This window comes from Neisseria sp. DTU_2020_1000833_1_SI_GRL_NUU_006, assembly GCA_032388755.1.
GTDB lineage: Bacteria > Pseudomonadota > Gammaproteobacteria > Burkholderiales > Neisseriaceae > Neisseria > Neisseria sicca_C.
Genome location: CP135593.1, coordinates 1,037,714 through 1,058,354, shown reverse-complemented (window position 1 = coordinate 1,058,354; position 20,641 = coordinate 1,037,714). Strand labels below are relative to the sequence as shown.

The window sequence follows — 20,641 nt, the reverse complement described above, 5'->3', positions numbered from 1 at the left end:
AAATTTCAGACGACCTTTTTTCACTAACCTCTACTTGCTACCACTCTTTCTCTCAAAGTCTTTAAGACACTCTTCACCGTCTTAATTCTCATCTCCACATCCTCCATCTGAGCCGTAAACTTCAACTTATCCGCCCCGGCCAGCCGGTATTTTTTATCTGTCTGAATCAGCAGGATGATTTCTGTCGGATCGATTTGGTGGTGTTTGCCGAAGGTAACGGTGACGGCTTCGCTGGTCGCGTCGATGGCGTCTATACCCAATTCTTTGGCGGAGAGCCGCAGGTGGTGGCTTTCGATGAGGGTTTTGACGGGTTGTTCGGGCAGGCCGAAGCGGTCGACGAGTTCTTCGTGTATAGCATTGATTTGCTGTACGGTTTCGCAGACGGCGAGGCGTTTGTAGAGGACGAGCCGTTCGTGGATGTCGGGGCAGTAGCTTTCGGGCAGCAGGGCGGGGCTGTGCAGTTTGATTTCGGTGGTGATGCCCAGCGGTGCGTCGAGGTCGGGCTGGCGGCCTTTTTTGAGGTCGCGCACGGCTTGTTTGAGCATTTCGGTGTAGAGCGTGAAGCCGACCTGTATCATTTCGCCGGACTGCCCTTCGCCGAGGATTTCGCCTGCGCCGCGGATTTCCAAATCCTGCATGGCGAGGGTAAAACCTGCGCCGAGTTCGTCTGCCGCCGCGATGGCGTCGAGGCGTTTTTCTGCGTCTTTGGTGATGTATTCGGGCGTGAGCAGGTAGGCGTAGGCTTGGTGGTGGCTGCGGCCGACGCGCCCGCGAAGCTGGTGCAGTTGCGCCAGCCCGAATTTGTCGGCGCGGTTGATGATGATGGTGTTGGCGTTGGGAATGTCGATGCCGGTTTCGATGATAGTGGAACAGAGCAACACGTTGAATCTTTGTTGCAAAAAGTCGCGCATGACTTGTTCCAACTCGCGCTCGCGCAGTTGTCCGTGCGCCACGCCGATGCGGGCTTCGGGCAACAGGGTTTCCAGCCGCTCGCGCATGTTTTCGATGGTATCCACTTCATTGTGCAAGAAAAATACCTGCCCGCCGCGTTTGAGTTCGCGCAACACGGCTTCGCGCACGCTGCCTTCGCTGAACGGTTTGACAAAGGTTTTCACGGCAAGGCGGCGGCTGGGCGCGGTGGTAATCAGCGAGAAGTCGCGCAGGCCTTCGAGCGCCATGCTGAGGGTGCGCGGAATCGGCGTGGCGGTCATGGTAAGGATGTCGACATTGGCGCGCAGGCGTTTGAGCTGCTCTTTCTGGCGCACGCCGAAGCGGTGTTCTTCGTCGATAATCACTAAACCTAAGTTTTTGAATTTTATGTCGTCTTGCACCAATTTGTGTGTGCCGATAACGATATCGACCGTGCCGTCCGCCATGCCTTCGAGCGCGGCTTTGGTGGCTTTGCTGTTGTTGAAACGCGAAAGGCTGGCGACTTTCACGGGGAAATCGGCGAAGCGGTCGGCGAAGTTTTGCGCGTGCTGCTCGACCAAAAGCGTGGTCGGTGCGAGGACGGCAACCTGTTTGCCGCCCATCACCGCCACAAACGCCGCGCGCAGGGCGACTTCGGTTTTGCCGAAGCCGACATCGCCGCACACGAGGCGGTCCATCGGCTTCGCCTGCGTCAAATCTTTAATCACGGCGGCGATGGCGGCGGCCTGGTCTTCGGTTTCTTCGTAGCCGAAGCCGTCGGCAAACGCCTGGTAGTCCAACTCGTTGATTTCAAACTTGTGTCCCGATTGGGCGGCGCGTTGGGCGTAGAGGTTGAGCAACTCGGCGGCGGTGTCGCGCGCTTTTTCGGCGGCTTTGCGCTTCGCCTTGTTCCACGCGCCGCTGCCGAGCTTGTGCAGGGCGACGTTTTCATGCGCCTGACCGGAGTAGCGGCTGATTAAATGCAGTTGCGAAACAGGCACATAAAGCTGCGCTTCGCCCGCGTATTCGAGCAACATCATTTCGTTGGTTTCGCCGCCCAAATCCATCGTTACCAAGCCCATATACCGCCCGATGCCGTGTTCTTCGTGCACGACGGGGTCGCCGATATTGATTTCGGCAAGGTCGCGCAACAGGCCGTCTGAAACGGCGGCGTGTTTTTTGCGGCGGTTGTGGACGCGCGAACGGGCAACGTATTGGTAGAGCTCGGATTCGGTGATGACGGCGATGGCACTTTGAGCGACAACCGCTTTGCCCTCTCCCCAACCCTCCCCCACGGGGGAGGGGGCAGGTTGCTGTCGGGTTTGCCCGTGCAGACTACTTTCGACGGGATGCAGGCTGCTTTCGGTTTTCAGGTCGTCTGAAATGGTGGCTGCATTCTGTTCCCTCTCCTGTGGGAGAGGGTTTGTTGCGGCTGCGGAGAATTCGGTTTGAGCGGCAACCGCTTTGCCCTCTCCCCAACCTTCCCCCACGGGGGAGGGGGCAGGTTGCTGTTGGATTTGCCCGTGCAGACTACTTTCGACGGAGTGCAGGCTGCTTTCAGTTTTCAGGTCGTCTGAAACGGCGGCTGCATTTTGTTCCCTCTCCTGCGGGAGAGGGCTAGGGAGAGGGTTTGTTGCGGCTGCGGAAAATTCGGTTTGGTCGGTAACCGCTTTGCCTTCTCCCTCGGAGGCGGGAGTAGGTTGCTGTTGGCTCGGGGATTGCGGCCCGCCCAGTTTGAACCCGTATGCCAACGGCGCGACCGTGATCATCAGCGGCTCGTGTGCCGATAAAAAGCCTTGCCAGTCGGACACAGGTTTGGCTTTCAAACCGTTTTGCTGCAAGAAGCCGAGCATGGTTTCGCGCCGTCCCAGACTTTCGGCGCACAGCAAAATCCGTCCTTCAAAGGTCGTCTGAAAATCCTTCAATGCCTGCAACGGCTCGTCGGATTGGCGGTTGACGGCAAGGTCGGGCAGGGTGTGTTCCTTGCCGGAAACATCGGGCAGCACCTGTCCGTAGTTTTTCAGACGGCCTGCGAACACATCGGCAGAGAGATACAAATGCTGTGGAAGCAAAGGCGGATAGGTTTCATCACCCTGCGCCATCGCGTAACGCGATTTGACGTCGCTCCAAAAGCGGTTTGCCTCGGCGTGAACATCGCCCAAAGAGACAAACAGCGCATCTTCGCCGATATAGTCAAACAGCGTTTCCAGCTCGTTTTCAAAAAACAGCGGCAGATAATATTCCACGCCCGCACCGAAATGGCCGTTGCTGACGGCTTTGTACACAGCGGCATCGTTCGGATTGCCATCGACTTCCTCGCGGAAACGGCTGCGGAAGATTTTTTGCGCCTCGCTGTCGGTGGGGAACTCGTGCGCCGGCAGCAGGCGGATTTCGGAAACGGGAGAAATAGTACGTTGTGTTTCGGTATCGAAAGTTTTGATGCTGTCGATTTCATCGTCGAACAAATCGATGCGGTAAGGCATCTCGCTGCCCATCGGGAATAAATCCACAATGCCGCCGCGCACGGCAAATTCGCCCGCCGCGACAACATGGGAAACATGGTTGTAACCCGCATCCACCAAATCGGTTTTCAGACGACCTATATCCAAAGTCTGCCCCGTTTTCAGCCAAAACGTACGCCCCGCCAGAAACGGCACGGGCGGCAGCTTCTGCATCGCTGTGGCAACCGGCACGAACAACACGTCCGCCGCGCCGCTTTTAATCTGCCACAACGCCGAGAGCCGCTCCGACACCAAATCCTGATGCGGCGAAAAACGCTCGTAAGGCAGCGTTTCCCAGTCTGGCAGGAACACCGCCGTATCGTGCGGACGGAAAAACCGCCATGCCGTCTGAAGGCGCAACGCCTGTTCCGCATCTTGGGTCAGCACGACTTTGAGCCGCTTATGCGGCAGATAACGCGCCAAAGCCAGCGGCAGCGAGCCTTGCGAAAGATTGAGCCAACGGGATTTTTCACGGGGTTTGGGGATAGGGTAGTTCATGGCGTAGGGACAATGGCTTGCGGCAGCCGGAAAATTTTTCGGGCTGCCGTGGTGGGTTGTAAAAGCGGGATTTTAGCAGATTAAAAGCGGGTGTAAGGGATAGGATGGTTTGGTTGGTTTTCAGACGACCTTTTTAGTTTTTCAACCCTGTTTGCGCCTCGTCTGAAAAAACGCCTGTAAAACGGCTTTGCATTCGTCTTCCAAAATGCCGCCCTTGATTGCCGTGTGTTTGTTCAGCAGCGGGTTGGCAAACAGATTGACAATGCTGCCTGCCGCGCCGGTTTTGGGCTCTGCAGCGCCGTAGATGACGCGGCGGACGCGGGCTTGGATGATGGCGGAGGCGCACATGGCGCAGGGTTCGAGCGTGATGTAGAGGTCGCACTCGTCGAGGCGGTAGTTTTGAAGGGCGGCACCCGCGGCGGCAAGGGCGCGAATTTCGGCGTGGCGGCTGATGTCGTGGTCGCTGACGCAGGTGTTGTGGGCGGCGGCGATGATTTGGTTGTTGGAGACGGCGACCGCGCCGACGGGGATTTCGCCGATGCGGGCGGATTGTTCTGCCTGCGCCAAGGCGGCGCGCATGAAGGTTTCCATTTCAGACGACGTGGGGAAAACGGCGACGGGCGGATTGTTTTTAAGGGCTTGTTCCAAAGCGGTTTTCTGCGTTTGCGGTAGGTCTTGCGGTTTGATACCGAGCAGCAGGGCTTCGAGTTGCCAAAGCGTGCTGCGGGTAACGGTCAGTCCAGCGGCTTTGAGTAGTAGGAAGGCTTGGACGGAACCGGTTTCGCGCAGCTCCTCTACGCTGCGGATGCCGAGGGCTTGCAGGGCGGCTAAGGTTTGCGGGGCGACGGGCGGCGTGGTCAACAGGGTCGGCATGGCGTTTTAGATTTGGAAATGGCGGCGGACGAGTGCCAAGGTCGTCTGAACGTGGTTGCCGTCGGTGTATGGGTCGATGCTGCGCGCCAATGGAATTTTGCGCAGCCAAGTGAGTTGGCGCTTGGCAAGCTGGCGGGTGGCGGCGATGCCTTTTTCGACAAAGATGTCGTAATCGGTCAAACCTTCGAGGTAATCCCATGCCTGCCGGTAGCCGACGCAGCGCATGGAGGGCATATCGGCGGTCAGCTCGGGATATTTTTGGCGCAGGGCGCGCATTTCGTCGATGAAGCCTTGTTCCAGCATTTGCGTGAAACGGCGGGCGATGTTTTCGTGCAACAAGGCGCGGTTTTCGGGAATCAGGGCGGTGGTGCAAAGGTCGAGCGGCGGGGTGTATTCGGCTTTTTCGGTAAAATGCGCGCTCAAAGGCTTGCCGGTCAGGCGGTACACTTCCAAAGCACGTTCGATACGTTGGCTGTCGTTCGGTTTCAGACGACCTGCGGTTTCAGGGTCTATGGTTTGCAGGCTTTGATACAGATGCGCCAAGCCGTATCGGTTTTTTTCTTCCTGCAACCGGGCGCGAACGGCGGTATCGGCTTCGGGCAGGTCGTTCAAGCCTTCGGTCAGCGCGTGGAAATACATCATCGTACCGCCGACAATCAAAGGCAGCCTGCCGCGCGCGCGGATTTCCTCCGCCAGCCGCACGCAGTCGCCGACAAACTCCGCCGCGCTGTAAGACTCCGTCGGCGGGATGATGTCGATAAGGTGGTGCGGTACGGCTTCAAGCTCGGCGGCGGTCGGCTTTGCCGTGCCGATATCCATATCACGGTACACCAGCGCGGAATCGAGGCTGATGATTTCGACCGGCAGGGCTTCGGCGATTTTCAAGGCAAGGGCGGTTTTCCCGCCGGCAGTCGGGCCGAGGATGGCAAAGGCTTTTGGGGTGTTCATATCAAAAGGGGCGTGGGGAAACGGACGGATTATAGCAAAAGGTCGTCTGAAAACGGTTCGGCGTTGGATTGAGGAACGATATTTTCAGACGACCTTTTTGTTTGGGTAAACGTTCTTCCGCTTTAAACCGCGTCGGTCAGCGATGAGAACACTTCAAAATAAGTCGGGAAGGTTTTATGGGTGCATTTCGGGTCGTTGATGACGACGGGTACGCCCAACAGGGAAACCAGCGAGAAACACATCGCCATGCGGTGATCGTCGTAAGTGTCGATGACGGCGTCGGGCGTCAGTATTTCAGGCGGGGTAATGTGAATCGCTTCGGCTTCTTCGACGACTTCCGCGCCGAGTTTGCGCAACTCGTTTGCCATCGCGGCGATGCGGTCGGTTTCTTTGACGCGCCATGAACCGATGTTGCGCAACGTGCAGGTTTGTCCTGTGGCAAGGGCGACGATGGCGAGGGTCATGGCGGCATCGGGGATATGGTTCGCATCCAAATCAAAGGCTTGGACGGTACGTTCTTTCGGACGCGAGACTTCGACGAAGTTTTCGCCCCAAACCACGTCCGCACCGATTTTTTCCAGCTCACGGGCAAAGGCGACATCGCCCTGTATGCTGTTTGCACCGATACCGGTAACGCGGACGGGCGTGGCGGCAATCAAGCCGGCAGCGAGGAAGTAGGACGCGCTGGAAGCATCGCCTTCGACGTACAAGTGTTCGGGCGCGTGGTAGCGGGCATCGGCGGGGATTTTGAAGACACGGTAGTCTTCATTGGCAACCTGTACGCCGAATTGCGCCATCAGTTTCAAAGTGATGTCAATATAGGGCTTGGAAATCAACTCGCCGACCATACGGATTTCAAATGCCTGTCCGGTCAGCGGCAGCGCCATCAAGAGGGCGGTCAAAAACTGGCTGGACACATTGCCTTTAATCGGAATCACACGCTCGCCGCGGTCTTGGCGTTCGCCGATATGAAGCGGTGGATAGTGTTCGTTGCCGAGATATTCGACATCGGCGCCGGCAATCCGCAGCGCATCTACCAAATCGCCGATAGGGCGCTCGTGCATACGAGGCACGCCGTGCAGATGATAATCGCCGCCCAAAACGGCAAGCGCGGCGGTCAGCGGACGAAACGCTGTTCCCGCGTTGCCCAAAAATAAATCGGCAGTCCGATTGGGGAAGTGTCCGCCTGTCCCGTGTACTTTCAGACGACCTTCGGCAAGATATTCGATTTCAACGCCGAGTTTATCAAGCGCTTCCAACATACGGTCGGTATCGTCGGATTTGAGCAGGGAATGGATTTCGCAAGTATTGTCGGACAAGGCAGCGAGCAGCAGAGTGCGGTTGCTGATGCTTTTGGAACCGGGCAAAGCGACGGTAGAAGGTTTGAGCGAGGCGGCGGGGAGGCGGATGGATTCGGTCATGATGGTCGTTTGGGAAGCGGAAACAGAAAACGGCATTATACGGCAGGGAGGGGTCGTCTGAAAAACCAAAACTGTCAACAATCCGCATAAAATGTTATACTTTTCCGCAATTTTGCGACGATGGCGCGGGCTTGTTTTTTCTGCCCGCTAAGCGCGTCGTTCCAAGCTTTTTCAAAGACTTTTACACGTTCGCAAGGTCGTCTGAAAATACCCGACAAACGGAACCGAAATGATCAGCAAACAAGAATATCAAGCCCAAGCCGCCCAAGGCTACAACCGCATCCCGCTCGTGCAAGAACTCCTTGCCGACTTGGATACACCGCTTTCCCTCTATCTCAAACTCGCCAACCGCCCCTATACCTATCTGCTCGAATCCGTTGTCGGCGGCGAACGTTTCGGCCGCTATTCCTTTATCGGCCTGCCTTGCAGCCACTATCTCAAAGCCGGCGGCAAACACGTCGATGTTTATCAAAACGGCGAAATCGTCGAGCAACATGACGGCAATCCGCTGCCCTTTATCGAAGCCTTCCACAACCGCTTCAAAACGCCCGAAATCCCAAGCCTGCCGCGCTTTACCGGCGGATTGGTCGGCTACTTCGGTTACGAAACCATCTACAATTTCGAACACTTCGCCCACCGCCTGAAAAACACCGCCAAAGCCGACCCGCTCGGCACGCCCGATATTTTGCTGATGCTGTCGCAAGAGTTGGCAGTTATCGACAATTTGAGCGGCAAAATCCACCTCATCGTTTACGCCGATCCGTCGCAGCCCGACGGCTACGAACGCGCCCGCGAACGCCTCGAAGACATCCGCACCCAGTTGCGCCAAAGCTGCGCCATCCCGCTTTCGCTCGGCAGCAAACACACCGAAGCCGTCAGCGAGTTCGGCGAAGAGCCGTTCAAAGCCTGTGTCAACAAAATCAAAGACTACATCTTCGCTGGCGACTGTATGCAGGTCGTCCCCAGCCAGCGCATGAGCATGGAATTTACCGACAGCCCGCTCGCCCTCTACCGCGCCCTGCGCACGCTCAACCCTTCGCCTTACCTCTTTTACTACGATTTCGGTGATTTCCACATCGTCGGCTCCTCGCCTGAAATCCTCGTCCGCCGCGAACGCGACGACGTCATCGTCCGCCCCATCGCCGGTACGCGCCTGCGCGGCAAAACTCCCGCCGAAGACCTTGCCAACGAACAAGACTTATTAAGCGACGCCAAAGAAATCGCCGAACACGTCATGCTTATCGATTTAGGACGCAACGACGTCGGCCGCATCAGCAAAACGGGCGAAGTCAAAGTAACCGACAAAATGGTGATTGAAAAATACTCCCATGTGATGCACATCGTTTCCAACGTTGAAGGTCGTCTGAAAGAGGGCGTTACCAACATGGACATCCTTGCCGCCACGTTCCCCGCCGGCACACTCTCCGGCGCACCCAAAGTCCGCGCGATGGAAATCATCGAAGAAGTCGAACCCAGCAAACGCGGCATCTACGGCGGCGCCGTCGGCGTATGGGGCTTCAACAACGACATGGATTTGGCAATCGCCATCCGCACCGCCGTAGTGAAAAACAACACGCTATACGTCCAAAGCGGCGCAGGCATCGTCGCCGACTCCGACCCGACTTCCGAATGGCAGGAAACGCAGAATAAGGCCCGAGCAGTGGTTAGGGCAGCGCAGATGGTGCAGGAGGGGTTGGATAGGTAGACTTGGAGTGTTCAGACGGCCTTTAAGGAATCAACAGGCCGTCTGAAAATCCAAACAATAAGCAGCAATCGTTTGATTAGAAGTTTAATTAGAAAAGGGGCTTTTGCCTCGTCATTCCCGCGCAGGCGGGAATCCAGAAATTTAAAATTACGGGAATCTCTAAAGATTTCTGAAAGATTGAGGCCTGGATTCCCGCCTACGCGGGAGTGACGGATTAAAGTTTTTTGCGGAAACATGATGCAACCTGCCGTTTATATACTCGCCAGCCAACGAAACGGAACGCTGTATATCGGTGTAACATCCAATCTCACCCAACGTGTTTACCAACATAGAGAACATTTGGCGCAAGGATTTACAAATCAGCATCATGTAACCATGTTGGTTTGGTACGAAATGCATTCCACAATGGAACACGCCATTACCAGGGAAAAGCAACTGAAAAAATGGAATCGACAATGGAAGCTGCGCCTTATCGAAGAGAAAAATCCAGGTTGGCAGGATTTATGGTTTGAAATCATTAAATAACCATCGTTTCAAAACATGTAAATTCACCCTGGCACCCCTTGAATTTCGTCATTTCCGCGCAGGCGGAAATCCAGACTTTTAGGTTTCAGGAATCTTTAAACATTGCACTCTGGATTCCCGCCTGCGCGGGAATAACGGATTGACGGTTTCAGACAACCTGAAATAAACATTAGAACACAGACAGATTAAAACACTATGAACAAAACCCCCATCCTCCCTCCCGCCATGCTCGGCATCCTCGGCGGCGGCCAATTAGGCAGAATGTTTACCGTTGCCGCCAAAACCATGGGCTACAAAGTCACCGTTCTCGACCCCGATCCGAACGCGCCGGCGGCGGAATTTGCCGACCGCCATTTGTGCGCGCCGTTTGACGACCAAGCCGCTTTGGACGAGTTGGCAAAATGCTCCGCGGTTACCACTGAATTTGAAAACGTCAATGCCGACGCGATGCGCTTTCTGGCAAAGCATACCAACGTTTCCCCCAGCGGCGACTGTGTTGCCATCGCGCAAAACCGTATTCAGGAAAAAGCATGGATACGCAAAGCGGGGCTGCAAACCGCGCCGTATCAAGCGGTTTACCGTTCAGACGACATCAGCGTAGCAAGCGCGCAATTTTTGCCCGGCATCCTGAAAACGGCTACGTTGGGCTACGACGGCAAAGGGCAAATCCGCGTCAAAACGGTGGACGAACTCAAAGCCGCGTTTGCCGAACACGGCGGCGTGGATTGTGTTTTGGAAAAAATGGTGGATTTGCGCGGCGAGATTTCCGTTATTGTATGTCGTCTGAACAATGAAAACGTGCAAACCTTCGACCCCGCCGAAAACATCCACGAAAACGGCATCCTCGCCTATTCCATCGTCCCCGCGCGGCTGAGTGCCGACGTGCAACAACAGGCACGGCAAATGGCGCAACGCTTGGCGGACGAATTGGATTATGTCGGCGTATTGGCGGTGGAAATGTTCGTCGTCGGCGACACGCACGAATTGGTCGTCAACGAAATCGCCCCGCGCCCGCACAATTCCGGCCACCACACCATCGATGCCTGCGCCGCAGACCAGTTCCAGCAGCAGGTACGCATTATGTGCAATCTGCCGCCCGCCGACACCAAGCTGCTTTCTTCATGCTGCATGGCGAATATTTTGGGCGACGTTTGGCAGGAAGACGACGGCGAACCGAATTGGCTGCCGTTGCAAAGCTATCCGAATGCACACCTGCACCTATACGGCAAAAAAGCCGCGCGGAAAGGTCGCAAAATGGGGCATTTCACTGTTTTGTCCACCGATGCCGATACTGCTTTTGAAGCGGCAGTGAAACTGCATCAAAGTTTATAATTTGCTAATTTTTAGAATGTTCAGACGACCTCAGAATCAATCAAGGTCGTCTGAAAGCTAGATATAACGTACCGAATCATGAGCCTGTTGACCATACTCCGTCCCGCCACAGTACAAGATTGCCAAGCCATCCATAATGCCCATCTTCATGCCGCCCAATTTGCCTGCATTCGAAGCTACGACGAGAATGTGCTTCAGGCATGGGAAGCGCTGTTGGACACTGAAAGCTACCGCCATACCATCGACGATCCGGATAAGGCTTTGTGGGTGGTGGAATACAAAGGGGCCATCCGTGGATTTTTCCAAGTCGATTTTAAGGAAGCGCAATTAGACGCGCTTTATGTGCATCCGATTTTCCATAATCAAGGTTTGGGTACGGCATTGCTGAGGCGTGCCGAAGAGTTGGCGCATCATGCCGGATTGAGTTTTTTAAAACTTTATGCTTCGCTCAATTCCGTTCCGTTTTACCGCATCAACCGTTATGAATCTTTGGGTTCTGCGGTATTGCAGTTGAATCGGGAAGTTAAAGTCGAATGCGAATTAATGCGGAAATATCTTTAGTTAGATAGAACCGTAAATTATTTTCCCATTTTCAGACGACCTTGTTTGTAAAAGAGGTCGTCTGAAAATCATTTAGCGTTTCAGGTATCCATTTATGAAAACAGATTTCCAATCTACCCTTCAGGCCTTAGGAAAACAGGCGAAAAAAGAAGCGGAAGAAAAGGCTGCAGCAGAAGCGGCAGCTAAAAAGCAGGAAGCCGAAAATGCGGATTTTGCAAGCATGGTCGGGACGGTAACCCCGTTGAAACAAACTTCGCAATATTATTCTGCTCCACGCGATAAATCGCCGATAAAGCCGCGTCCGAAAGAAGCATCTTCATTAAATGAGGAAGATTATTTTTATATCGGCAACGGCGGTTGGGATGAGCCGCCTGCTTCGTTCAGTAAGAACGGGCAAGGTAAAAACGACCTGCAACGCCTGCGTAACGGCCATTATCCCGTCGTTGCCGATGTTGATTTGCACGGCTATACGCAAGAAGAAGCGCAACAGGTATTAAATGAGTTTATCGTGTTTGTCCAAAAGCGCGGCGTTTGTGCCGAAATTGTCCACGGCAGCGGACTGGGTTCGACAGGCTATAAACCTGTTTTAAAAAATATGACGCGCCGTTGGCTGATGCAGCATCCGGATGTCCTTGCCTATATCGAACCTCGCGAGGGTAATGACGGCGCTGTCCGCATCCTTATCAAACGCCGGCATTCGGAGGAGCAGTAAAAAGGTCGTCTGAAATATAGCAGCAAAGCTATTTCAAAAACAGTTAAAAGGTTATTTCGGTTTTTTTCATTTTATTTTCGTTTTTGTGTTAAAAAAGAAAATTAAATGGGAAAAGTTTGATTGTTTTTGAATATATTAAATTGAAATTTGCTAGTTATACCGTTTGCTGATAGGATTCGAAGCGAAGCAGATTCAAATAAATTCACCAGTGCGTCTTTTGTTTTTAATCCGGTTTTTAACTGATTGAAAAGATTTAGATTATCTAATTTTATTTGATTTGATTTTAGAAACTTTTCGTTTTTGTATACCAATTTTCGCAAACGAAAACATTAGGGGTATAACCCTCCGTCATTGAATAACACTCAACATAAGGATAGATACTATGTCCACCCAATTACACGATGTTGACCCGATTGAAACCCAAGAGTGGTTGGACGCGTTAAGCTCAGTTCTAGAATACGAAGGCAGCGAACGCGCACAATACTTGTTGGAGCATCTGGTTAAATACAGCCGCGACAAAGGCGTCCGTATGCCTCACGGCACAACCACCCCGTATTTGAATACCGTTTCGGTTGAAGACGAAAAAGGCATTCCGGGCGATCAAAACATCGAACACCGCATCCGTGCATTCGTGCGCTGGAACGCCGCCGCCATCGTATTGCGCGCCGGTAAAAAAGATTTGGAGCTGGGTGGTCATATTGCATCTTTCCAATCTGCCGCAACCATGTACGAAGTGGGTTTTAACCACTTCTGGAAAGCTAAAGGCGAAGGCGAAGAAGGTGATTTGGTATTCTTCCAAGGCCACGTTTCTCCAGGCATCTATGCCCGCGCTTTCGTTGAAGGCCGTCTGACTGAAGACCAACTGAACAATTTCCGTCAGGAAGTGGACGGACATGGTCTGCCTTCTTACCCTCATCCGCACTTGCTGCCTGATTTCTGGCAATTTCCGACCGTATCTATGGGTTTGGGTCCGATCATGGCGATTTACCAAGCCCGTTTCCTGAAATACCTGGAATCCCGCGGTCTGGCAAAAACCAAAGGCCGTAAAGTATGGGTATTCTGCGGCGACGGCGAAATGGACGAACCTGAATCGCAAGGAGCAATCGCATTGGCAGCACGCGAAGGTTTGGACAACCTGATTTTCGTCATCAACTGTAACCTGCAACGTTTGGACGGTCCTGTCCGCGGTAACGGCAAAATCATCCAAGAATTGGAAGGCAACTTTGCAGGCGCAGGCTGGAATGTCGTTAAAGTCATCTGGGGCCGCCGTTGGGACCGTCTCTTGGCAAAAGACAAAGACGGCATCCTGCGCAAACGCATGGAAGAATGTTTGGACGGCGACTACCAAACTTACAAATCCAAAGACGGCGCGTACGTCCGCGAACACTTCTTCAATACCCCTGAATTGAAAGCATTGGTTGCCGATATGACCGATGAGCAAATCTGGGCATTGAACCGCGGCGGTCACGACCCTCAAAAAGTGTACAACGCTTATGACCGCGCAGCTAACCATGCAGACGGCAAACCTACCGTAATTTTGGCGAAAACCATTAAAGGTTATGGTATGGGTGCATCCGGCGAAGGTCAAAACGTTGCCCACCAAGCCAAAAAAATGGACAAAGCGTCTTTGAAACAATTCCGCGACCGCTTTGACATTCCGGTTACCGACGAGCAAATCGACAGCGGCGATCTGCCTTACCTGACTTTTGCTCCCGACAGTGAAGAGTACAAATACCTGCACGCACGCCGCGAAGCTTTGGGCGGCTACCTGCCTCAACGCAAGCCTACCCAAGAAGTTCTGGAAGTGCCTGAATTGTCAGCATTTGAGACTCAACTGAAATCCAGCGGCGACCGTGAATTTTCAACCACTATGGCTTTCGTCCGCATTCTGTCTACTTTGCTGAAAGACAAAAAAATCGGCAAACGCGTCGTACCTATCGTTCCTGACGAAAGCCGTACCTTCGGTATGGAAGGCATGTTCCGCCAATACGGTATTTGGAACCCGAAAGGCCAACAATACACCCCGCAAGACAAAGACCAACTGATGTTCTATAAAGAATCCGTTGACGGTCAAATCCTGCAAGAAGGTATTAACGAGCCTGGCGCGATGGCTGACTGGATTGCTGCAGCGACCAGCTATGCCAACAGCGACTTCGCGATGATTCCGTTCTACATTTACTACTCTATGTTCGGTTTCCAACGTGTCGGCGACTTGGCATGGGCTGCCGGCGATATGCACGCACGCGGCTTCCTGCTGGGTGGTACTGCCGGTCGTACAACCTTGAACGGTGAAGGTCTGCAACACGAAGACGGCCACAGCCACATTCAAGCTGATTTGATCCCGAACTGCGTTTCTTACGATCCGACCTTCCAATACGAAGTAGCCGTTATCGTACAAGACGGTCTGCGCCGCATGTATGCCAATAACGAAGACGTGTTCTACTACATTACCCTGATGAACGAGAACTACACTCATCCGGATATGCCCGAAGGCGTGGAACAAGACATCCTGAAAGGTATGTACTTGCTGAAAGCCGGCGGTAAAGGCGACAAGAAAGTTCAATTGATGGGTTCTGGTACCATCCTGCAAGAAGTGATTGCCGGTGCCGAATTGCTGAAAGCCGACTTCGGCGTAGAAGCAGACATTTGGTCTTGCCCATCCTTCAACCTGCTGCACCGCGATGCCATCGAAGTAGAACGTTTCAACCGCCTGCATCCGCTGGAAGCTGAAAAAGTGCCTTTCGTTACCTCGCAACTGCAAGGTCATGACGGTCCGGTTATCGCCGCTACCGACTATATCCGCAGCTATGCCGACCGTATCCGCGCGTACATCCCGAACGACTACCATGTCTTGGGTACCGATGGTTTCGGCCGTTCCGACAGCCGTGCCAACCTGCGCCGCTTCTTCGAAGTGGACCGCTACAACGTTGCCGTGGCAGCATTGAGCGCATTGGCAGAACAAGGCAAAGTCAGCAAAGAAACCGTTCAACAAGCCATCGAAAAATACGGCATCAATGCCGACGTGGCGCCAAGCTGGAAACGCTAATCCTGTTTTTAGACGACCTCAAAGTCAATTTGCTTGCGGGGTCGTCTGAATTAAGAATACGTTGACGGTTTGTATAACGGATAAACCTCCAGTTAACAAGCAGCGGGCGCAAGTTGTGCAAAAGGTTCGAAGCGCAGAAAGGCTGCCCTGGAAATGGTTATCCGTGCCGGAAAACATAAGTGATGTCGTCTGAAACTGTTTTTCAGGCGACCTCAAACCGAAATCATCAAAGGAACTCAAATGAGTATCGTAGAAATCAAAGTACCCGATATCGGAGGTCATGAAAACGTCGATATCATCGCCGTAGAAGTCAAAGCGGGAGACACTATCGCCGTTGACGACACCCTGATTACACTGGAAACCGACAAAGCCACTATGGACGTACCTGCCGATGCAGCAGGCGTTGTGAAAGAAGTAAAAGTCAAAGTCGGTGACAAAATCTCCGAAGGCGGCGTGATTCTGACCGTTGAAACCGGTACTGCCGCTGCTGAAGCTGCTCCGGCTCCTGCCGCTGAAGCACAACCTGCGCCTGTCGCTGCGCCCGCTGCCGTTCCCGCAGGCGGCGCAACCGTTCAAGTAGCCGTTCCCGACATTGGCGGTCATACTGATGTAGATGTAATCGCCGTTGAAGTCAAAGTGGGCGACACCGTTGCCGAAGACGACACGCTGATTACTTTGGAAACCGACAAAGCGACTATGGACGTACCTTGTACTGCCGCCGGTGTCGTTAAAGCCGTATTCCTGAAAGTCGGCGACAAAGTATCCGAAGGTACTGCCATTATCGAAGTGGAAACCGCCGGTTCTGCCGCCGCTCCCGCTCCCGCGCCTGCTCAAGCCGCAGCACCGGCAGCTGTACCTGCTCCGACTGCCGCGCCTGCCGCCGCCCCGGCTCCTGTTGCCGCTCCTGCACCTGCCGCAGCCAAAATCGACGAAGCTGCTTTCGCCAAAGCACACGCCGGTCCTTCAGCACGCAAACTGGCGCGTGAATTGGGCGTAGATTTGGGTCAAGTCAAAGGTACCGGCTTGAAAGGCCGTATCATGGGCGACGACATTAAAGCCTTTGTGAAATCTGTGATGCAAGGCGGTGCGGCGAAACCTGCTGCTGCCGGCACATCTTTGGGCGGCGGTCTGGACTTGCTGCCGTGGCCTAAAGTGGACTTCTCCAAATTCGGCAATGTCGAAGTTAAAGAGTTGTCCCGCATTAAGAAAATTTCTGGTCAAAACCTGTCCCGCAACTGGGTAGTCATTCCGCACGTTACCGTTCACGAAGAAGCGGACATGACCGAATTGGAAGAATTCCGCAAACAGCTGAACAAAGAATGGGAACGTGAAGGCGTGAAACTGTCTCCGTTGGCGTTCATCATCAAAGCCTCCGTTTCCGCGCTGAAAGCCTTCCCAGAATTCAACGCTTCTTTGGACGGCGACAATCTGGTTCTGAAAAACTACTTCAACATCGGTTTCGCAGCTGATACGCCGAACGGCTTGGTTGTTCCCGTAATCAAAGACGTGGATCAAAAAGGTCTGAAAGAAATCAGCCAAGAGCTGACCGAATTGTCTAAGAAAGCCCGCGAAGGCAAGCTCAAACCGCAAGAAATGCAAGGCGCCTGCTTTACCATTTCCAGCTTGGGCGGCATCGGCGGTACAGGCTTCACTCCGATTGTGAACGCACCTGAAGTTGCTATTTTGGGCGTGTGCAAATCCCAAATCAAACCGGTTTGGAACGGCAAAGAGTTCGCTCCACGCCTGATGTGTCCGTTGAGCCTGTCCTTCGACCACCGCGTTATCGACGGTGCCGCCGGTATGCGCTTCACCGTATTCCTGGCGAACCTGTTGAAAGACTTCCGCCGCATTACCCTGTAATCCGAGCGTATTTCAGACGACCTCCAGCAAACAACCTGACAGGTCGTCTGAAAACAGAAGTCCGAATATCATTCAGAAAGATTAGACATGAGCTTAGTTGAATTGAAAGTGCCCGACATTGGCGGACACGAAAATGTAGATATTATCGCGGTTGAAGTGAACGTAGGCGACACTATCGCCGTTGATGATACCCTGATTACCTTGGAAACCGACAAAGCGACGATGGACGTGCCTGCCGAAGTTGCGGGCGTGGTCAAAGAAGTCAAAGTCAAAGTCGGCGACAAAATCTCTGAAGGCGGCTTGATTGTAGTTGTTGAAGCCGAAGGCGCGGCTGCCGCTCCTAAAGCCGAAGCACCTGCTGCCGCCCCTGCGCAAGAAGCCCCTAAAGCTGCCGCTCCTGCACCGCAAGCGGCGCAATTCGGTGGTTCTGCCGATGCAGAGTACGACGTGGTCGTATTGGGTGGTGGCCCTGGCGGTTACTCCGCTGCATTTGCCGCTGCTGACGAAGGCTTGAAAGTTGCTATCGTCGAGCGTTATAAAACTTTGGGCGGCGTTTGCTTGAACGTCGGCTGTATCCCTTCCAAAGCCTTGTTGCACAACGCTGCCGTTATCGACGAAGTGCGCCACTTGGCTGCCAACGGCATCAAATACCCCGAGCCTGAACTCGACATCGACATGCTGCGCGGCTACAAAGACGGCGTGGTTTCCCGCCTGACTACCGGTTTGGCAGGTATGGCTAAAGGCCGCAAAGTGGACGTTATCCAAGGCGACGGTCAATTTTTGGATCCGCATCACTTGGAAGTGTCGCTGACAACCGGCGACGTATACGAGCAGGCTACGCCTACCGGCGAGAAAAAAATCGTTGCGTTCAAAAACTGTATCATTGCAGCGGGCAGCCGTGTAACCAAGCTGCCGTTTATTCCTGAAGATCCGCGCATCATCGATTCCAGCGGCGCTTTGGCTCTGAAAGAAGTACCGGCCAAATTGCTGATTATCGGCGGCGGTATTATCGGTCTCGAAATGGGTACGGTTTACAGCACGCTGGGTTCACGCCTTGACGTTGTTGAGATGATGGACGGTCTGATGCAAGGTGCCGACCGCGATTTGGTGAAAGTATGGCAAAAACAAAACGAATACCGTTTTGACAACATCATGATCAACACCAAAACCGTCGCAGTCGAGCCGAAAGAAGACGGCGTTTACGTTACCTTCGAAGGTGCGAACGCGCCGAAAGAGCCGCAACGCTACGATGCCGTATTGGTTGCCGCCGGCCGTGCGCCTAACGGCAAACTCATCAGCGCCGAAAAAGCAGGCGTTGCCGTAACCGACCGCGGCTTCATCGAAGTCGACAAACAAATGCGTACCAATGTGCCGCACATCTACGCCATCGGCGACATCGTCGGTCAGCCTATGCTGGCGCACAAAGCCGTTCATGAAGGCCACGTTGCCGCTGAAAATTGTGCCGGACACAAAGCCTACTTCGATGCACGCGTGATTCCGGGCGTGGCTTACACCGCTCCCGAAGTGGCATGGGTTGGCGAAACCGAATTGTCTGCCAAAGCATCCGGCCGTAAAATTACCAAAGCCAACTTCCCGTGGGCTGCTTCCGGTCGCGCGATTGCCAACGGTTGCGATAACGGCTTCACCAAGCTGATTTTTGATGCCGAAACCGGCCGTATCATCGGCGGCGGTATCGTCGGTCCGAACGGCGGCGATATGATTGGCGAAATCTGCTTGGCCATCGAAATGGGCTGCGACGCTGAAGACATCGGCAAAACCATCCACCCGCACCCGACCTTGGGCGAATCCATCGGTATGGCTGCCGAAGTGGCGCTGGGTACTTGTACCGACCTGCCGGCTCAAAAGAAAAAATAAGTGTATTCAGTCAGTTGAATTAAACTGCTGATATTGCATTTATCAGTCAAAGGTCGTCTGAATCTTTCAGACGACCTTTTCGTCAAACAGCATATTGTCAGTGATAGTGATTTCATTAACGATATAGTGGATTAACTTTAAACCAGTACGGCGTTGCCTCGCCTTAGCTCAAAGAGAACGATTCTCTAAGGTGCTGAAGCACCAAGTGAATCGGTTCCGTACTATCTGTACTGTCTGCGGCTTCGTCGCCTTGTCCTGATTTAAATTTAATCCACTATATAATGCATGAACAAGAATGCGTGCCTAAGCTCCAAGTGAGCCATTTAGTCATGCTTTAAAACAGCAAGCAAATGAGTTCGGTAGGATTGATACTGTCCGCGGCTTGTTTCATGCTTATCCATCAACAATAAAAACAAACTGTTTAACGGTTGACCCCATACATTCGGAGGTCGTCTGAAACCATACTGCAGATTTTCAGACGACCTTTCCCCAGTTTTATCAGATACAAGAAATAATTTATGAACGAAATAACTCCGGATTCCACCGTTCCTGAAGCGCACAAACGCTCCATCCGCAGCTTTGTGTTGCGTCAAGGGCATATGACTGCGGCGCAGCAGCGTGCTATTGATACGATGTGGCCGCAGTTCGGCATCGATTACCAAGATTCCGTGTTGGACTTGAATCAGCGTTTCGGCAGCGACCGTCCCAAGGTGTTGGAAATCGGTTTCGGCATGGGTGTGGCGACTGTTGAAATCGCCAAGCGCCTACCTGATACCGACTTTTTGGCGATTGATGTACACGGTCCCGGCGTCGGCAACATTTTGAAATTGATTGAAGAAGAACACATCGGCAATATCCGCGTGATGCGGCACGATGCGGTCGAAGTGGTCGAAAATATGCTTTCAGACGACGTGCTCGACGGCATCCACATTTTCTTTCCCGACCCCTGGCACAAAAAACGCCATAACAAACGCCGCTTGGTGCAAACGCCGTTTGTTCAGAAATTGCTGCCCAAGCTGAAAGTCGGCGGCTATATCCATCTGGCGACCGACTGGGAAGAGTACGCGCAGCAGATGCTGGAAGTGTTGAGCGGTTTTGACAATTTGCAAAATACCGCCGCCGATTACGCGCCTACGCCCGACTACCGTCCCGAAACGAAATTTGAAGCCCGCGGCAAACGCTTGGGGCACGGCGTTTGGGATTTGGTTTTCAAACGCATCAAATAAACCGATTGGAGAATCTCCCATGTTTACAGGTATCGTCCAAGGTGTCGGCGAAATCATCGCTATCCGCGAACCGTCCGCCGATTTCCGTACCCATATCGTCAAGCTGCCCGATGGGATGACCGAACATCTGCAAATCGGCGCATCCGTCGCCAACAACGGCTGCTGCCTGACCATTACCCAAATCGACGGCGATACGGTCAGCTTTGATTTGATGAAAGAAACCTTGGAAAAGACCAATTTAGGTCGTCTGAAAACGGGAGATGCCGTCAATCTCGAACGTGCCGCCCGTTTCGGTGATGAAATCGGCGGACACGTCATGAGCGGGCATATCATGACGACTACGCGGATTACGCGGATAGAGCGCAGCGAGTTTAACCGTACAGTATGGTTTGCACTGCCGACTGAGCTCAAACCTTATATTTTGAGCAAAGGCTTTGTCGGCTTGGACGGTTGCAGCCTGACCATAGGCGACGTTACCGAAACGGAATTCAATGTCCACCTGATTCCGGAAACTCTAACGCGCACTTTGTTTGGCAGCCGGAAAGAGGGCGACATCATCAATATCGAAATCGATCCGCAAACCCAAGCCGTTGTCGATACCGTAATGCGCGTGATGGCGCAGCAAAATCCTGCCACATCAGGACGATAG

General features: G+C 53.4%; 14 protein-coding genes. 10 read left to right on the top strand and 4 right to left on the bottom strand.

Features of this window, described 5'->3' with window-relative positions; all coding sequences use genetic code 11:
• Nucleotides 1–23: 23 nt before the first annotated feature.
• The 4 genes from mfd to aroA form a co-directional block, all read right to left on the bottom strand.
• Nucleotides 24–3,908, bottom strand: a complete 3,885-nt coding sequence (gene mfd, locus RSJ68_05095) for a transcription-repair coupling factor (protein ID WNU98096.1) — start codon at nucleotides 3,906–3,908, stop codon at nucleotides 24–26.
• A 141-nt stretch (nucleotides 3,909–4,049) separates the two neighbouring features.
• The gene (tadA, locus tag RSJ68_05090; GenBank protein ID WNU98348.1) at nucleotides 4,050–4,772 is read right to left on the bottom strand and encodes a tRNA adenosine(34) deaminase TadA; all 723 of its coding nucleotides are present in this window, start codon (nucleotides 4,770–4,772) and stop codon (nucleotides 4,050–4,052) included.
• Nucleotides 4,773–4,787: 15 nt separating this feature from the next.
• A complete protein-coding gene (miaA, locus tag RSJ68_05085) occupies nucleotides 4,788–5,729 on the bottom strand; it encodes a tRNA (adenosine(37)-N6)-dimethylallyltransferase MiaA (protein WNU98095.1) in 942 nt (313 codons plus the stop codon).
• Nucleotides 5,730–5,851: 122 nt separating this feature from the next.
• Entirely contained in the window at nucleotides 5,852–7,150 is a 1,299-nt protein-coding gene (gene aroA, locus RSJ68_05080) for a 3-phosphoshikimate 1-carboxyvinyltransferase (GenBank protein ID WNU98094.1), read from the bottom strand.
• A gap of 229 nt (nucleotides 7,151–7,379) precedes the next feature.
• Here aroA and trpE point away from each other — a divergent pair, with 229 nt between their 5' ends.
• The 10 genes from trpE (at nucleotide 7,380) to RSJ68_05030 (ending at nucleotide 20,641) form a co-directional block, all read left to right on the top strand.
• Nucleotides 7,380–8,855: an anthranilate synthase component I gene (trpE, locus tag RSJ68_05075; protein WNU98093.1), complete on the top strand. Its 1,476-nt coding sequence runs from the start codon at nucleotides 7,380–7,382 to the stop codon at nucleotides 8,853–8,855.
• Between the two features lie 237 nt (nucleotides 8,856–9,092).
• A complete protein-coding gene (locus RSJ68_05070) occupies nucleotides 9,093–9,380 on the top strand; it encodes a GIY-YIG nuclease family protein (GenBank protein WNU98092.1) in 288 nt (95 codons plus the stop codon).
• A gap of 195 nt (nucleotides 9,381–9,575) precedes the next feature.
• Nucleotides 9,576–10,712 (top strand): 5-(carboxyamino)imidazole ribonucleotide synthase, encoded by a 1,137-nt coding sequence (locus RSJ68_05065; GenBank protein WNU98091.1) that lies wholly within the window; start codon nucleotides 9,576–9,578, stop codon nucleotides 10,710–10,712.
• Nucleotides 10,713–10,790: 78 nt separating this feature from the next.
• Nucleotides 10,791–11,273 (top strand): GNAT family N-acetyltransferase, encoded by a 483-nt coding sequence (locus tag RSJ68_05060; protein ID WNU98090.1) that lies wholly within the window; start codon nucleotides 10,791–10,793, stop codon nucleotides 11,271–11,273.
• A 94-nt stretch (nucleotides 11,274–11,367) separates the two neighbouring features.
• Nucleotides 11,368–11,985, top strand: coding sequence for a Smr/MutS family protein (locus tag RSJ68_05055; protein ID WNU98089.1), 618 nt, complete (start codon nucleotides 11,368–11,370; stop codon nucleotides 11,983–11,985).
• 382 nt (nucleotides 11,986–12,367) lie between these two features.
• Nucleotides 12,368–15,031: a pyruvate dehydrogenase (acetyl-transferring), homodimeric type gene (gene aceE, locus RSJ68_05050; GenBank protein WNU98088.1), complete on the top strand. Its 2,664-nt coding sequence runs from the start codon at nucleotides 12,368–12,370 to the stop codon at nucleotides 15,029–15,031.
• A 240-nt stretch (nucleotides 15,032–15,271) separates the two neighbouring features.
• On the top strand, nucleotides 15,272–16,891 hold the full coding sequence (aceF, locus tag RSJ68_05045) for a dihydrolipoyllysine-residue acetyltransferase (protein ID WNU98087.1): 1,620 nt from the start codon (nucleotides 15,272–15,274) through the stop codon (nucleotides 16,889–16,891).
• Between the two features lie 87 nt (nucleotides 16,892–16,978).
• Nucleotides 16,979–18,766, top strand: coding sequence for a dihydrolipoyl dehydrogenase (gene lpdA / locus RSJ68_05040; GenBank protein ID WNU98086.1), 1,788 nt, complete (start codon nucleotides 16,979–16,981; stop codon nucleotides 18,764–18,766).
• Nucleotides 18,767–19,284: 518 nt separating this feature from the next.
• Complete coding sequence (trmB, locus tag RSJ68_05035) at nucleotides 19,285–19,992, top strand: tRNA (guanosine(46)-N7)-methyltransferase TrmB (protein ID WNU98085.1); 708 nt, start codon at nucleotides 19,285–19,287, stop codon at nucleotides 19,990–19,992.
• A gap of 19 nt (nucleotides 19,993–20,011) precedes the next feature.
• Nucleotides 20,012–20,641, top strand: a complete 630-nt coding sequence (locus RSJ68_05030) for a riboflavin synthase subunit alpha (protein WNU98084.1) — start codon at nucleotides 20,012–20,014, stop codon at nucleotides 20,639–20,641.

Coding starts and splice junctions, on each gene's coding strand:
- mfd (WNU98096.1), bottom strand. CDS start 3,908: ATGAACTACCCTATCCCCAAACCCCGTGAAAAATCCCGTTGGCTCAAT.
- miaA (WNU98095.1), bottom strand. CDS start 5,729: ATGAACACCCCAAAAGCCTTTGCCATCCTCGGCCCGACTGCCGGCGGG.
- aroA (WNU98094.1), bottom strand. CDS start 7,150: ATGACCGAATCCATCCGCCTCCCCGCCGCCTCGCTCAAACCTTCTACC.
- trpE (WNU98093.1), top strand. CDS start 7,380: ATGATCAGCAAACAAGAATATCAAGCCCAAGCCGCCCAAGGCTACAAC.
- RSJ68_05070 (WNU98092.1), top strand. CDS start 9,093: ATGCAACCTGCCGTTTATATACTCGCCAGCCAACGAAACGGAACGCTG.
- RSJ68_05065 (WNU98091.1), top strand. CDS start 9,576: ATGAACAAAACCCCCATCCTCCCTCCCGCCATGCTCGGCATCCTCGGC.
- RSJ68_05060 (WNU98090.1), top strand. CDS start 10,791: ATGAGCCTGTTGACCATACTCCGTCCCGCCACAGTACAAGATTGCCAA.
- RSJ68_05055 (WNU98089.1), top strand. CDS start 11,368: ATGAAAACAGATTTCCAATCTACCCTTCAGGCCTTAGGAAAACAGGCG.
- aceE (WNU98088.1), top strand. CDS start 12,368: ATGTCCACCCAATTACACGATGTTGACCCGATTGAAACCCAAGAGTGG.
- aceF (WNU98087.1), top strand. CDS start 15,272: ATGAGTATCGTAGAAATCAAAGTACCCGATATCGGAGGTCATGAAAAC.
- lpdA (WNU98086.1), top strand. CDS start 16,979: ATGAGCTTAGTTGAATTGAAAGTGCCCGACATTGGCGGACACGAAAAT.
- trmB (WNU98085.1), top strand. CDS start 19,285: ATGAACGAAATAACTCCGGATTCCACCGTTCCTGAAGCGCACAAACGC.
- RSJ68_05030 (WNU98084.1), top strand. CDS start 20,012: ATGTTTACAGGTATCGTCCAAGGTGTCGGCGAAATCATCGCTATCCGC.